Origin of the sequence: Pontibacter deserti (assembly GCF_023630255.1) — a bacterium.
Taxonomy (GTDB): domain Bacteria; phylum Bacteroidota; class Bacteroidia; order Cytophagales; family Hymenobacteraceae; genus Pontibacter; species Pontibacter deserti.
In genome coordinates this window covers 1,993,724-2,008,294 of the sequence record NZ_JALPRS010000001.1, presented here as the reverse complement: position 1 = coordinate 2,008,294, position 14,571 = coordinate 1,993,724, and the positions used below count along the sequence as shown (strand labels likewise).

General features: G+C 45.0%; 10 protein-coding genes. 5 read left to right on the top strand and 5 right to left on the bottom strand.

From position 1 onward, the window contains the following. Positions 1-6: 6 nt before the first annotated feature. Positions 7-5,076 carry a putative type IX secretion system sortase PorU2 gene (porU2, locus tag MJ612_RS08705; protein ID WP_187033108.1) on the top strand — a complete coding sequence of 1,690 codons (5,070 nt, stop codon included), beginning with the start codon at positions 7-9 and terminating at the stop codon, positions 5,074-5,076. A gap of 53 nt (positions 5,077-5,129) precedes the next feature. On the opposite strand, the gene MJ612_RS08700 is transcribed toward porU2, so the two are convergent. From MJ612_RS08700 to MJ612_RS08690, 3 genes are read right to left on the bottom strand one after another with little or no spacing between them, the layout of a single operon-like run. Then, on the bottom strand, positions 5,130-5,618 hold the full coding sequence (locus tag MJ612_RS08700) for a dihydrofolate reductase (protein WP_187033107.1): 489 nt from the start codon (positions 5,616-5,618) through the stop codon (positions 5,130-5,132). Positions 5,619-5,621: 3 nt separating this feature from the next. Beyond that, complete coding sequence (gene fmt, locus MJ612_RS08695; RefSeq protein WP_187033106.1) at positions 5,622-6,551, bottom strand: methionyl-tRNA formyltransferase; 930 nt, start codon at positions 6,549-6,551, stop codon at positions 5,622-5,624. 4 nt (positions 6,552-6,555) lie between these two features. Continuing rightward, positions 6,556-7,803 carry an exo-beta-N-acetylmuramidase NamZ family protein gene (locus MJ612_RS08690; RefSeq protein ID WP_394802021.1) on the bottom strand — a complete coding sequence of 416 codons (1,248 nt, stop codon included), beginning with the start codon at positions 7,801-7,803 and terminating at the stop codon, positions 6,556-6,558. A 35-nt stretch (positions 7,804-7,838) separates the two neighbouring features. Here MJ612_RS08690 and MJ612_RS18405 point away from each other — a divergent pair, with 35 nt between their 5' ends. Beyond that, positions 7,839-9,053, top strand: a complete 1,215-nt coding sequence (locus MJ612_RS18405) for an ABC transporter permease (protein WP_187033105.1) — start codon at positions 7,839-7,841, stop codon at positions 9,051-9,053. A gap of 105 nt (positions 9,054-9,158) precedes the next feature. On the opposite strand, the gene MJ612_RS08680 is transcribed toward MJ612_RS18405, so the two are convergent. Then, positions 9,159-9,860, bottom strand: coding sequence for a peptidoglycan DD-metalloendopeptidase family protein (locus MJ612_RS08680; protein WP_187033104.1), 702 nt, complete (start codon positions 9,858-9,860; stop codon positions 9,159-9,161). Positions 9,861-9,907: 47 nt separating this feature from the next. Beyond that, positions 9,908-10,462, bottom strand: coding sequence for an HNH endonuclease (locus MJ612_RS08675; protein WP_187033103.1), 555 nt, complete (start codon positions 10,460-10,462; stop codon positions 9,908-9,910). Positions 10,463-10,729: 267 nt separating this feature from the next. Here MJ612_RS08675 and MJ612_RS08670 point away from each other — a divergent pair, with 267 nt between their 5' ends. The 3 genes from MJ612_RS08670 (at position 10,730) to MJ612_RS08660 (ending at position 14,529) form a co-directional block, all read left to right on the top strand. Further along, a complete protein-coding gene (locus MJ612_RS08670; protein WP_187033102.1) occupies positions 10,730-11,809 on the top strand; it encodes a ferredoxin--NADP reductase in 1,080 nt (359 codons plus the stop codon). A 105-nt stretch (positions 11,810-11,914) separates the two neighbouring features. After that, positions 11,915-13,645: a M3 family oligoendopeptidase gene (locus MJ612_RS08665; RefSeq protein ID WP_187033101.1), complete on the top strand. Its 1,731-nt coding sequence runs from the start codon at positions 11,915-11,917 to the stop codon at positions 13,643-13,645. A gap of 98 nt (positions 13,646-13,743) precedes the next feature. Beyond that, entirely contained in the window at positions 13,744-14,529 is a 786-nt protein-coding gene (locus tag MJ612_RS08660; RefSeq protein WP_187033100.1) for a copper resistance protein NlpE N-terminal domain-containing protein, read from the top strand. The last annotated feature ends 42 nt before the right edge of the window (positions 14,530-14,571 follow it).

The following is a 14,571-nucleotide window of genomic DNA, read 5'->3' as shown; positions in this document are numbered from 1 at the left end:
TGAACTATGCGTATCGCTACTATTATTAAACGCATCTGCTTCCTGTTCTTCCTTTTGATAGGAGTTGCCACTATTACGGTGCAGGCACAAAGTACCTACGGCAACGAATGGATTAATTATCAGCAGACATACCATAAATTAAAAGTAACAAATACAGGGTTGCACCGCCTGAGCTATGGTTACCTGGATAGCCTTGGGCTGGGAGCTATAAATCCGCAGAACCTGCAACTGTTCAGGAGAGGAAAAGAAGTAGCTGTTTATGTTGCCGGCCAGCAGGACGGGCGCCTTGATGCACAGGATTACCTGGAGTTTTTTGGCGAACGAAACGATGGCGCCCTTGACAAAGAGTTATACAAGAACCCAACACATCAGCCTCATCAACTATACAGCCTATATACCGATACAGCTTCTTATTTTCTGACTGTAGCGGCCACACCCGGAAAGCGCATGCGCCAGAATAATCCGGCAGTGGCTGGTAAAACACCGGAACCATACCATTTACAACAGGCATTATTCTTAAATACAGACCGGTATTACCTTGGTAAGGCATATGGCGAAAACAGAATGCCGTGGCTGGATGAAGGAGAAGGTTATTATTCTAATTCCTCCCGTTATCCAAAGTCCTATACTACCAGCGGTGCCGGCATTTTAACCAACGTTGTTAATACAGGCCCGAAACCACGTCTGGAGTACCTGGTGGGTACATCAAATCAGATCATGCACGATTTTGTTGTAAACCTATTGGTAGGTAGTACAGCAAAGCAGCTAAGTCGTTTCCAGGTTTTTGGAGATAATTTTGCGAAAGGCAATGCGACGCTGGAGTTTACGGATATTTCTTCCTCAGGCCAGATCACTATACAAACCGTACCTGACCTCCCGGATCCTAACTATACACAGAACCAGGTAAGTTTCGGGTATGCAAAAGTTATATACCCGCAACGTACCAGTTTTCCGGCCACACAAAATCAACTTATATTTTATACAGACTCTACCCGTGGCGCTGCTCCTTATTATGAGTTGGCAGGCGCACCGGCTGCAAGTATAGCCTATGATGTAACCGACCCTTATAATCCGATCAGGATTGAAGGAAGTGTTGCAGGCTCCGGTAAAGGCTTTGTAATAGATGGTAACGCAACTACCCGTAAAATTTTAGTAGCAAATGCTGCTAAGCCCTGGAAACCAACCCGACGCGAAAAGAACATCCGCTTCAGGCAAATAACACCTGAGGCACATAACTATATTATAGTTACAAACAGGCGACTGATGAAGAAGGTAGCAGGAACTGAATTTCGTGCACCGGAACAATTTGCTGCTTACAGGGCTTCTCAGGCGGGCGGCGGTTATGATACGTTGCTGGTACATATGGACCAGGTCATAGATCAGTTTCATTATGGCGAATACTCTGTGAATGGTATACGCCGAATGATGAAGTATATGAAGAAATCGGAGCGGCCGAAACACCTGTTTATAATAGGCAAAGGTGTAAAGTATGGCTCACCGGAGTATATCAACATCTATGGCGGTAAGTATAGCTACTATCATATAGGCGCGCGCTTTAACAAGGTTCATGAGGTTGATCTGGTACCTACTGGATTAGCTCCGGTTTCTGATGTGTTTTTTACAGCCGACTTCGAACAGAACTCCTATGTGCCTTCTATGTCGACGGGCAGGTTGGCTGCTACAAAACCAGAAGATATCATCAATTACCTTAATAAAGTAATTGCCTATGAAGCCTTGCCTGAAGGATTGCCATGGCGAAAAAATATACTTCAGTTAGGTGGTGGCAGTAACATTTCTGAAATCAACCAGATAGCCGGGTACCTGAGAAACTATAAACAGATAGCAGAAGGTCCGTTCTTAGGTGCAAATGTTATTGAAAAATACAGACAGAATGTAAGTGAAGTAGTAGAAAGTATAAATGTTGCCAACGAAGTAAATGCCGGCCTTTCGCTACTTACTTTCTTTGGCCATAGCTCTCCGGGTGTAACCGATTTGGATATAGGCTATGTATCCAGCGCAATTAACGGGTATAACAATAAAGACAAATATCCTGTGATTTTGATGAATGGCTGTAACTCCGGCGATTCATTTATACCCAACAACAGATCGTTTGGCGAAGACTGGATAAATACCCCGGATAAAGGTGCCATTGCTTTTATAGCCCATGCCGAGGCAGGTTATCCAGGTTTCCTTAATATTTATAGTTCCAACTTCTATCATACCGCCTTTCAGGACCCTGAATATTATGGTAAAACGATAGGCGAGGTACAGCAGAAAACAATAAAAAATGTACTGCAAACTTCGTCCAGCGACTTGGCGACCGCTATGGCGATGGAAATGGTGCTGCAGGGCGACCCGGCTATCAGAATTTACAATCCTTCCAAACCTGACTATGCTGCCATTGAGAGCGAATCTGATGTGGTAAGTGCAGTGCCGGGAAGTATAGTAACCGCTGATGTAGAAAGTTTTAATGTAACGCTGGGAGTCAACAACTTTGGTAAAGCCATTACAGACTCCGTTACGATTTCGGTAAAACGTACGCTGGCTGATAATACCGTACTTGATCCTGTAAAGCTAAAAGTAGCCCCAATCCTGAAGAAGGGTAGTATTACTATACCTTTAAGTAACAAAGATATCGCTGCTTTAGGTATGAATACCTTTGAGGTAATGCTGGATGGGGATCAGGCTGTGGATGAACTGGATGAGACGAATAACGTGGCCACTTTCCAGCATTACTTCCCTGCAAATGGTTTAACTGCCATTGCACCTGCTAACTTTAGTATAGTAAACAGTAAAAATGTAAAGGTGGTGGTGCAAACCACAAAGCTTGCTGAAAACAGGCAAGGTTTTTACTTGGAAGTAGATACAACGGATGCTTTTAACAGCAATCTTAAGAGGTCTTTTACAACTGCCAATTCTATATTACCTACCTGGGATGTAGATGTAGCAACCTTAGGCAACTTACCTGATAGTACAGTGTATTACTGGCGGGCACGTTTTCAGCACTACGAAGCCGGAGAGGATACCTTATATGCCACTAGCTCCTTCAGAGTAATAAACGGAACCAAATCAGGCTGGTCACAGAGCCACGCCGGGCAGTTTAAGGACATTACCGGCAATAAGGTATTGATCAATGAAAGCACCCCTCACTTTAAATTTATACCCGGTGTTGCCGATGTTTCTATTAAAACACGTGGTGGAGATCTTCGTTATACAAACCCGCCTTACGGTATATTCCTCAATGATAAGCACCTGCTGAGCGTATCCTGCGATTATCCTGAGAGCAGCACTTTATCGAGGTTGTACATGGTGGTGATCAATGATAAGACGCTGGAACTGGTGCGAGGCCTTAATTTTGCAACACCGTGTAATGGCTACGATTACCTGTACCAGTTCAGGGACATGAACAATGCCACTGTAAGGGCTAACGTTGAGGCCTTCCTCAACCAGGTACCTGAAGGGTATTATGTGGCGGTGGTAAGTATAAACAAAGTACCTTTCGAAAGTTTTACGGCTAGTCAGAAAGCGGCCTTTAAGAGTATAGGTGCCGGAATGATCGATAACCTGAAAAACGGTTACCCTTATGCTTTACTGGGTAAGAAAGGAGCCACGCCAGGCACCATGCATGAGGCAACTGCAACAACAGGTGGAATAGTACCTACCCAACAAGAGGTAGCATTACGGGTAACATTACGTTCTAACCAAGCCTCAGGCGAAATTACATCATCATTGATCGGACCGGCATTAAGCTGGGGAACCCTGCACCATAATATAGAGCGTTATAAAGCCGGAAACGACGATTATACTTTGCGCCTGATAGGAGTTAATACGGAAGGTGTTCCTGCTGTGCTCGCAGAAGATGTGACCTCCAAAAGCTTTGACCTGTCTCATATTGACGCTGCTGTTTATCCGCATTTACAGTTACAGGCTACGCTGTCAGATGCTACAGACCGCTCTGCACCACAACTGGATCAGTGGATGGTATTCTATGAGGCAGCTCCTGAAGGTGTGATCAGGCCGGACCTGGTACAGGTTAGCGAAGCTATACTTACTGAGCAGGCAAACAGAGGAAAGATTACGTTGCCAATGGCTTTCCAGAATATTACGCCGTTCGCCTTCCGCGATTCACTGGCAGTAGATGTAACAGTGACCGGCGATGGTATACAACCTATCCAGAAGCGACTAAAGCTGGCAGCACTTGCGGGCAATGCTACTGTTAACTTTAATTATGAGCTGAATACTACAGCACTGGATGGCAACTATAGAGTGAGTGTTTATGTAAACCCGCGTCTGCAGCCGGAGCAACACTATTTCAACAACATTTATGTTGTCCCTTTCAAAGTAAAAACTAAGTTACACCCGATAATGGATGTTGCATTTGATGGCGTGCATATTATGGATGGCGAACTGATCTCACCAAGCCCAATGATCAGTGTAACTGTTAAAGATGAAAACAAGCAGGCTTTCCTGGAAGATGCATCTGGTATGTCGGTGGTTTTACTTGACGAAAATGGAGGTGAGAAGGAAATTTCCCTTGAGAAGACATCTGCAGATATAGACCATTTAGAAATTTACCAGGCAACAGAGAAAAACGATTTCAGAGTTGAATTCAAGCCGAAACGTCTGGAAAATGGCCGGTATACAATGGAAGTTCGTGCGAAAGACGTAGCTGGAAAGCAGTCAGGTATTTCGCCTTACCGGATTGGGTTTGAAGTAGAAAATGAGGCAACTATAACTAACTTCTATCCATTCCCGAACCCGTTCTCAACCAAAACCAATTTTATATTTACGCTTACCGGTACTACCATTCCGGATCACATCAAGATCCAGATACTGACAGTAACCGGTAAAGTAGTAAAAGAGATCATGAAAGAAGAACTGGGGCCGCTGCGTATCGGAAACAATAAAACGGAATATGCCTGGGATGGTACGGATATGTATGGCGACAAGCTGGCTAATGGTGTATACCTATACCGTGTTGTGATTAGCCGCGGAGCAGAAGAGATGAAACACAAGCAGAAATTTGGTGATAAAGCCTTTAAGAACGGCTACGGTAAAATCTACATACTTCGCTAAGTATAGCCACTATAAAATATAAAGGAGCAGCTTTAAAGTTGCTCCTTTATATTTTATGCCTTTCGCTTTAGTGTAATAAAACTATAGCTACACTTGTTCTTCTCGTCAGGCTCATGCTTGTCCTCAGATGCTACTTCCCAATCACTTTCATTTATTTCCGGAAAAAAAGTATCACCGTCAAAAGTATGGTGCACGCGCGTCAGGTAAATAGTATCTGTTTTAGCTAAAGCTTGTTTGTAGATCTCGGCACCACCGATAATATAAATGTCCTGGTCCAGCTTATGAGCTTCGGCAATGGCCTCGTCAATGGAGTTTACAACTATACAGCCTGGTGCTTCAAAATCCTGCTGGCGTGTGATAATAACCGTCGTACGACCCGGCAGTGGCTTTCCAATAGACTCATAAGTTTTGCGACCCATTATAATCGGGTGGCCCATGGTCAGGTTCTTGAAAAACCGAAGGTCAGCGGGCAGGTACCAGATCAGCTGGTTATCTTTCCCAATCACATTATTTTCGGCAACGGCTACAACTATAGCAATCATATCTTACAGGTTAAAAGTATAGCCACGTAACAGGTCGGCCAGCGGCATGCGTTTTTTGCCTTCCATCTGCAGGTCAAGTATAGCTACGGCTGTGTCGGCAGTTTTTACGTGCACAAACGTCTTATTGTCTGTATAAACAGTGCCCGGGGCTCCATCATATCCTGCGTTTTCCAGTGCCTGTACTTTAAATATCTTGAAAGTTTTATCGCCTAATTTAGTCCAGGCGGTTGGGTAAGGGGAAAGGCCACGCACAAAATTACAAACCTGTTCTGCCGGTTGATTCCAGTTTATCTCGCAGGTTTCTTTAAATATCTTCGGTGCATGTTTCAACTCTCCGGATTCCGGCTGCGGCATCGGCTTTACATTGTCCTGCTCTATAGCCTGTACCGTTTGTAACGCCAGCTTTGCGCCTTCATACTTCAGCTTTTCATACATCGAACCAAAATCATCTTCCTCAAGTATAGGTACTCTTGTTTGCAGCAACAGGTCGCCGGTATCGATCTCATGTTTAAGGAAAAAAGAAGTAACACCGGTTTCCTTTTCGCCGTTGATGATCGCCCAGTTGATAGGGGCGGCGCCACGGTACTGCGGCAGCAACGACCCATGAATGTTGAAAGAGCCCAGCGGCGGCATATTCCAAACCACTTCTGGTAACATCCGGAAAGCAACTATAATCTGCAGATCAGCTTTGTAGCTGCGCAACTCTTCAAGGAAAACCTCAGACTTTAAGTTAGTTGGTTGTAACACCGGAATGTTCTGCGAAACAGCATATTCCTTTACCGGAGACTGCTGAATTTTCTGACCGCGGCCGGCTGGTTTATCGGGGGCGGTAACTACAGCAACTACCTTATAGTTGTGTTCAACTAATATCTGTAAAGTGGGTACCGCAAAATCGGGAGTACCCATAAAAATGATGCGTAAGTCTTTCGGCATAGTGTTATTCTGCGTCGGGGTAGAGCAGGTATTTTTTGCGTAAGGTTTTATAGTTCGATAAAGCAGGCTCCCAGCTGGCGCGTATCTCGGCTTCAGTTTTTCCGGCAATAATTTGCTTTCTTAGTTCAGAAGTACCAGCCAGCTTCTCGAAAAAGTTGTTGAAGAATTTATCCTGTTCAGTAGAATTTTTGTAAAAGTCGATCAGGTAAGACAGCGTAAATGGTTGTGCTGCAGCTGGGTCGGTTAAGTTTTTGCCATAGCACACCTGGTTTTTGTAAGGCGGTTCGGTAGCACCGGGCGTACTAACAGGCGTAAACGAAAAATCCTTAAAAGTATAGTTTGGGCTGCCAATAACCTGGAACGGTGTTGGCGTGCCACGTCCCACACTAACATTTGTGCCTTCGAACAAGCAAAGCGATGGGTAAAGTATAATGGCTTGTTGGTTTGGCAGGTTAGGTGATGGCTTAACCGGCAGGGTATAAGGTGTGCTGTGTGTATAGTTGGCAACAGGTATAACTGTAATTTTAGCCTGTCGCTGACCTTCCAGCCACTTTTCGCTGTTTATCATTTGTGCCAGTTCGCCAACTGTAAGTCCGTGAACGATTGGAATTGGGTGCATACCTACAAAGGATCTATGCGCCGGCTCCAGTACCGGACCATCTACATAACTACCATTTGGGTTTGGTCTGTCAAGTATAAGTACTTCCTTGTTTTGCTCAGCGGCGACTTCCATTACGTAATGCATCGTGCTGATGTAAGTATAAAAGCGCGCGCCCACATCCTGGATATCAAAAACCAGCACATCTATACTTTGCAATTGCTCTGCAGACGGTTTTTTGTTTTTACCATACAGCGAAACAATAGGTAGACCAGTTTTGGTGTCTTTAGCATCTTTCACATAAGCACCTGCATCGGCTTCGCCACGGAAGCCATGCTCGGGTGCAAAGATGGTTGTGATCTTTACGCCTCGACTCAACAACGTATCAACCAAATGGGTTTTGCTAACTATAGATGTCTGATTTATCACCATGCCTACACGCTTGCCCTGCAGTTTAGGTAAGTATAAATCCAGTTGCTCGGCTCCGGTTTGTAATGGCTTTACTTCAGGGGTAGGTGGCATAGCATCAACTACAGCTGGCTGTTGCGGAGCTTCAGGAGCCTGCTTTGGGGCGCAGCTACTTAAAGCCAGCAACGAAGTAAAAAGTATAACAATTGGCTGTATCATCGTAATAGGGGAGAATTCAAATTTCATACCTATCTTTAAGGCAGTTTATCCTGTTTTAACGCGTGAACATATCCAAGTACATATCCGAGAAGATCTCAGAAGTTAAATCCGGTTCGTTTACGGCGTCGGTTACAAAAATAGCAATTATAAGTATAGCTGCCGGCATCGCCATCATGATTGTGTCGTTCGCAATACTGGAAGGCTTCCGTAACGAGATCCGTGACAAGATCTTCAGCTTTGGTGCGCACCTGCAAATTAACAAATACGATACCAACAATTCTTACGAAGGAGCTCCCATCAGCAATGCCATCGGCCTTACGGAAGCAGACTCTATACCAGGTATAAAACAAATACAGGCATTTGCCCGCAAAACGGCTATCGTAAAATCGGAAGAAGAGGTGCTGGGCGTTGTGCTGAAAGGAGTGGGCAAAGACTACGATCTGAGCGCGATGAAGCATAACCTTGATGATGGGCAGCTGCTGGCATACAACGATACCGCATCATCTAAAGAAGTAATGCTGAGTCGGCGTGTAGCCGAGAAGCTACGCTTAAAAGTAGGTGATGAAGCTATTTTCTATTTTATACAGAACCCACCGCGCGCGCGCAAACTAAAAATAGCCGGTATTTTTAATACAGGCCTGGAGGAGTTTGATGAAGTGTTTGTGATCGGTGATATAAAGCTGATCCGGGAGCTGAACAACTGGCCGGACTCTATTTCAGGTGGAATGGAGATCATGATCAATGATTTTGAGAAGATTGACCAGGTAGCAGACCGGGTGTTCGAGAAAATGAATTACGACCTGCAACTAGAAAAGATAACGGATCGCCACGCCCAGCTTTTCGACTGGCTGAAACTGCTCCGCAAGAACGTAGTCATTTTCCTGGTACTTATCATTTTTGTAGCCACCTTCAACATGGTTTCTACTGTATTTATCATGATCATCGAACGGATAAACATGATCGGAGTACTGAAAGCAGTGGGAGCAACCGACGCGCAGATACGTAAGGTTTTCTACTTCCGTGGACTGCATTTAACACTTCGCGGGATGCTTTGGGGAAATATAGTTGGACTCGGGTTTTGCGCGTTGCAGTACTACTTTAAGTTCATCCCGTTAGACCCGGAAAACTATTACATGGATACTGTGCCGATCAGCTGGAATTTTGGGATTATAGTTGTGCTAAATATCATTACCCTTGCCATGACGATGCTGGCTATACTTATACCTGCCGCCATGGTAGCCCGCATTAAACCGGTAAAAGCTATTAAGTTTGATTAAAGTATAACCAACTATAAAACAGAAAAGCCATACCGCAAGTATGGCTTTTCTGTTTTATAGTTTAAGACCTAGCAGCGTGCGCAGCTCCTGCTAGCGTCTGTGATTCTACATCGGCAGCAACGGGCACTGAAGTATAAGATTCGGATTCGGGCAGATTTGCTCAAAATGCGCTCTATCAGATGCTGCAGCTACACCCGGGAAATCTCCTGACCGGCCTTCCATAGTTGCCATTATTTGAAAGTGCAGGTGCGGTGGCCAGTCGCCGTTCTCCGGGTAGTTGCCAAGCCAGGCTATTCTGTCGCCTTTCTTAAGCGTCTTTCCAACTTCCAGGCCTTCCAGCGATTTGCGGCTCAGGTGGCCATACAAAGTATAAAAAGTAACGCCTTCCAGTTCGTGCTGCAGAATTATAGTTGGGCCGTAATCTCCGAAGTTATTGTTGTCCTGGAAACTATGCACTGTAGCATCCAACGGTGTATAAACCGGCGTTCCGGCTTCCATCCAGATATCAATGCCTAAGTGCAGGTTGCGACTTTCGGCAGCGGCATCGAAGTGTGAGCTGCGTCTGTAAATAGACCGGTCTTCAAAATAACCACCTACGCCAACTATAGCATTTTGCTCGGCTAGCATCTGGTTAACCGCTTCGTTAAAAGTCGCAGTATCAACTAAATCGGTTTGCTGCAGCAGCGTGTTTTCAGCCGTAAAATCAAGACGGCACACTACATTGCTTTGCAGGTCGGTGTCGATAACCGGGGCAAAGGCAGTAGTGTGCCGTCTCAGCAGTTCGCTAAGTTCTGTTGTTGTTTTCATTCACTCTATAGTGCAGCGGTTTTAGCTGCAGACGCAAGTATAAGAAGTTAATTTACTTCTTCCACAAACTTAGAGAGTGTTTTTAAACTTTTAGTTTTACCAAACAGCTCTTCCGATTTTCTGCTGTAGGCCATGGCGGCTTCCTGCAGAGTCTCGAAAGTACCAAGGTTGATACGCTGCTTGTTATGGTGGATGATGGCTCTGTACTTTTGGGCTTCTTTGTGCACACCACGTACGCCAAGTTTATTCTCGGTTTTGGTGGTGTTACGCACAATTTTGCAAAGCGGTGCCCACTCCAGGTTCTCGCGACGGCAGTCTAATTTGTTGCCGTTTTTGAAGTGCACGTACAGCTTAATGTTGCTTTCCTGCTTCTCCAGGAGCTGTTCGCCGATAAGTTTATGCAGGTAAATCGTTTCGTTGCGGTACTTGCCATTCTTTAGCGGCCAGTTCTTCTGGAAGAAGGCATAGCCGTTAGAGTGGATGCGCAGGTGCTTCAGGAATTCGATCTGCTGCAGATATGCATTTTTCTGAATGTACTCGTAAGTGTGGTCATCTACCACTACGGTTTTTTCACAGTTTTTGAGCGTGAGTTTATAAAGCATCACAGTTTTATTGTAGTAAGGTGTTAGAACGGTAATTGAGCTGGGGTCTTTTACCCATTTTGTTTCTGAAACAGCTCAACAGCACAAAGTTGCAGTTTTTTTTCCAATCTTTATACTGGCTGTTTTCAGATTTGCTCTTGTACGTATACTTTATAGAAAAGCGTTGTGTTTTAGTAAAAACTTTCTGACAACAACTAAGTTTATTGTAACTTTCCGCTTCCAAACAGGCTCAAAAGCATAAATCATCATCATAAACTATAAACTAAAATGAGTAACTCCTACCACACGCTGAAAATTGCGGACATCACCCGCGAAACTTCAGATGCTGTTACCCTTCATTTTGAACAACCTCAGAATCAAACTATAAACTATAAGCCCGGCCAGTTTCTTACCCTTATCATTCCTTTTGAAGGTAAAAAAGAACGCCGCTCTTACTCGCTTAGCAGCACCCCGCACGAGAATATCTTATCGGTAACTATAAAGCGTGTGCCGGGTGGTAAAGTGTCTAACTATCTGCTGGATAATGCAGCAGTGGGCCAGGAAATAGAAGTAATGGAGCCGCTTGGTAACTTCTGTATTACCTGTGATGCCTCTGAAACCCGCAATGTTATACTGCTAGGTGCCGGTAGTGGTATTACGCCGCTCATGTCTATACTTAAAGGGGTGCTGCGCGAAGAGCCAAACAGTAAAGTAACACTGCTCTACGGTAACCGCGATGAGAACTCTGTGATCTTTAAAGACCAGCTGGAGCAGCTTCGCGCCGAGAACCCGGACCGTTTACAGATCGCTTACATCTATAGTCAGCCGAAGGATAATTGCGAATACCGCGGCCGTATGAACCAGAGCCTGATCATCAAGATTCTGGAGCGACTGCAATTATCCAAGATCAGCAACGGGTTATACTTTATGTGCGGACCTGAAGGCATGATGGATGAAGTACGCAAGGCGCTGCATGTGTTGCATGTTCCGGCAGAGAGTATCTTCAGAGAAAGCTTTGTGAGCAATAAGCTGGTAGAACAGCATGATGCTGAAAAACATGGCGATGTAAGCGCTTCAGACGAAGACGAGATAACTACCCAGACGGTAACTATAATATACGAAGGCTCTGAGTACAGTGTAACCGTAAATCCGGACCAGACTATACTGGAAGCAGCACTGGAGCAGGATGTGGATCTGCCTTACTCTTGCCAGGCGGGTTTATGTACCGCATGCCGTGGTAAATGCCTGAGCGGTAAAGTGCATTTAGATGAGCGCGAAGGCTTGTCGGATGCGGAGCTTGACGAAGGATATGTGTTGAACTGTGTTGGCCATCCGCTAACGAGCGACGTAGTTATTGAGATCGGATAGCGTAAAGTCCCGTATAAATCATAGGCCATATCTTTTTAGATATGGCTTTTTTTGTACTTTCAACTGAAGTACTTATATTACACTTTTATGATATATGTTAGCACTATGACAGAACTATCAGCAAACTTAACTATACCTAAACGAAAGCCACGCACTTATATACCCGAAGATTTTAAGGTTGAAACGTGGGAAGCCTTACAGCCATACTTTGAAGAACTAAAAAGCAGGCACAATGAGAACGTACAGGAACTGGAGAAGTGGATGGCCGACCGCAGCGAACTCGAAAGTATGCTCTCAGAAGATATGGGCTGGCGCTATATCCGCATGACCTGCGACACACAAAATGAAGAAAGCACCAAAGCCTTCCAATATTTTGTATCGGAAATTGACCCCAAGATTGCGCCTTACGACCACGAGCTGAACCAGAAGCTGATGCACTCGCCTTATGTGAATGCGTTGGATAAGGACAAGTATAGAATTTACCTGCGGGGTGTGGAGCGTGCGTTGGAGATCTTCCGGGAAGAAAATATTCCACTTAACACCGAAATCAGTACAAAGCAGCAACAGTACGCCGCCATAACTGGTGCCATGACGGTAACGCTGGATGGCGAAGAAATGACGCTGCAGCGCGCTGCCGACCACATGAAGCAGAACGACCGCACTGTGCGCGAAACTGCCTGGAGAACCATACAGGAGCGCCGTGTTCAGGACAAAGACAAGCTTGATGAGTTATTCAACGAATTGCTGAAACTGCGCACACAAGTAGCTAAGAACGCTGACTTCGAAAACTTCCGCGACTACATGTTTGCAGCCATGGGTCGCTTTGATTATACCCCGCAGGATTGCTTCGATTTCCATACTTCGATAAAAGAAACTATAGTTCCGCTGCTTACTAAGATTGATGAAGAACGCAAGCAGAAACTGGGAGTAGATAAACTTAGACCCTGGGACCTGGATGTTGATCCGTCAGGCAGAAAGCCGTTAGAACCATTTACATCAGGCGAAGAGCTGCTGGAGAAAACCGTACAGGTATTCTATAAACTGGATACATACTTAGGTGATTGCCTTGCTACAATGCGCGCCATGGGCCACCTGGACCTGGAATCGAGAAAAGGAAAAGCGCCGGGCGGTTATAATTATCCACTGGATGAAATTGGTGTTCCGTTCATTTTTATGAATGCCACTTCCAGCCTGCGCGATGTAATTACTATGCTGCACGAAGGCGGTCACGCAGTGCACTCTTTCCTGACGCGCGAACTGACACTTAACTCTTTCAAACATCCACCTTCAGAAGTAGCAGAGCTAGCATCTATGTCCATGGAGCTGATCTCGATGGATTACTGGGATACGTTCTTTGATGATGAAGACGAGCTGCGCAGAGCCAAGAAAACGCACCTGGAAAGTGTGTTAGAGACCTTCCCTTGGGTGGCTACAGTCGATAAATTCCAGCATTGGATTTATGAGCATCCGGAGCAGACTACTGAAGACCGTAAACAGGAATGGGTTAACATTTTCGACCAGTTTAACCACCAGTTAGTAGACTGGACCGGTCTGGAGCAGTACAAACCATACATGTGGCAGAAACAGCTACATATTTTCGAAGTACCTTTCTATTATGTAGAGTATGCCATGGCACAGTTGGGCGCTATTGCTGTCTGGAAGAACTATAAAGAGAATCCTGCCGAAGGACTGGCTGCTTACAAACGTGCGCTAAGCCTGGGCTACACCGTTTCAATCGGTGAAGTATACGAAGCTGCAGGTATCAAATTCGATTTCAGTACAGCGTATATTAAAAGCCTGGTTGATTTCGTGCAGCACGAAATGGAGCAACTATAAACTATAAAATTTGCCTAATTTTGAGCCCTGCTATCCGTAGCAGGGCTTTTTAGTTTAAGTAGAAGATCAGCATTAATTCAAGGGCGTAAAGTATAAGTATGAGAAGTAGGTTTTGGGTGTTTCTGATGTTGGCGGCTATAGTTTCGGGATGCACTACAAGTGAGCTTTCGACGGAGCCTGTAGATGTGGAAGCGGGAGAGAGCAGGTTACCCGGCGGTGTGATAGGCGTCTGGGGCGGCGTTATACCATGTGCTGATTGTCCGGGCATAAACTATACTCTGAGCCTGAACGAAGACAATACTTTTGAGGAAACAATGGTCTACCAGGAGCGTGATGTAGAACCTTATACCCGGACTGGAACCTGGCAAATAGCGAATGGCATTCTTCAACTTCACGGCAATGATTCCACTTCAACTCAGTTTGACATGTCAATAGGTGGGGAGTTGCATATGCTTGACAAGCAAGGGAAAAGAATAAATACGAACCTGACTGATAAGTATAAATTAAGAAAAGGCACCAACTTAACAGAAGACAATCCTGAACTCTGGAATGAGAAACGAAAACTGGGAATAGACTTTATTGCAACCGGTAACGAACCTGGCTGGGCGCTGGAAATTGATCTTGAAAAAGGAATGTACTTTAAAACACTGCCTTCCGAAACTATAGCTTTAGAGACAGCAAAACCAGAGATTGTAACTAACGGTAAAACCATCACTTACAAAGCCACTTCCGAAACCAGTGATCTTATAGTTGAATTAACGGCCCAACCTTGCGAGGACACCATGTCGGGTAAAAGATCAACGCATACTGTTCGTGTTAAGGCAAAAGGAATAGAATTCAACGGTTGCGGAAAGTTTCTAAGCACGAAGACTGAAGAGAAGTAACCTATCCTATAAAACAGAAAGGCCAGCTATAGTTTAGCTGGC

What these genes read in the sequence shown, in the direction of transcription:
- MJ612_RS08690 (WP_394802021.1), bottom strand. Translation starts at nt 7,803, where the DNA reads ATGAAATTTGAATTCTCCCCTATTACGATGATACAGCCAATTGTTATA.
- MJ612_RS08675 (WP_187033103.1), bottom strand. Translation starts at nt 10,462, where the DNA reads ATGCTTTATAAACTCACGCTCAAAAACTGTGAAAAAACCGTAGTGGTA.
- MJ612_RS08700 (WP_187033107.1), bottom strand. Translation starts at nt 5,618, where the DNA reads ATGATTGCTATAGTTGTAGCCGTTGCCGAAAATAATGTGATTGGGAAA.
- MJ612_RS08660 (WP_187033100.1), top strand. Translation starts at nt 13,744, where the DNA reads ATGAGAAGTAGGTTTTGGGTGTTTCTGATGTTGGCGGCTATAGTTTCG.
- MJ612_RS08680 (WP_187033104.1), bottom strand. Translation starts at nt 9,860, where the DNA reads ATGAAAACAACAACAGAACTTAGCGAACTGCTGAGACGGCACACTACT.
- fmt (WP_187033106.1), bottom strand. Translation starts at nt 6,551, where the DNA reads ATGCCGAAAGACTTACGCATCATTTTTATGGGTACTCCCGATTTTGCG.
- MJ612_RS08670 (WP_187033102.1), top strand. Translation starts at nt 10,730, where the DNA reads ATGAGTAACTCCTACCACACGCTGAAAATTGCGGACATCACCCGCGAA.
- MJ612_RS08665 (WP_187033101.1), top strand. Translation starts at nt 11,915, where the DNA reads ATGACAGAACTATCAGCAAACTTAACTATACCTAAACGAAAGCCACGC.
- porU2 (WP_187033108.1), top strand. Translation starts at nt 7, where the DNA reads ATGCGTATCGCTACTATTATTAAACGCATCTGCTTCCTGTTCTTCCTT.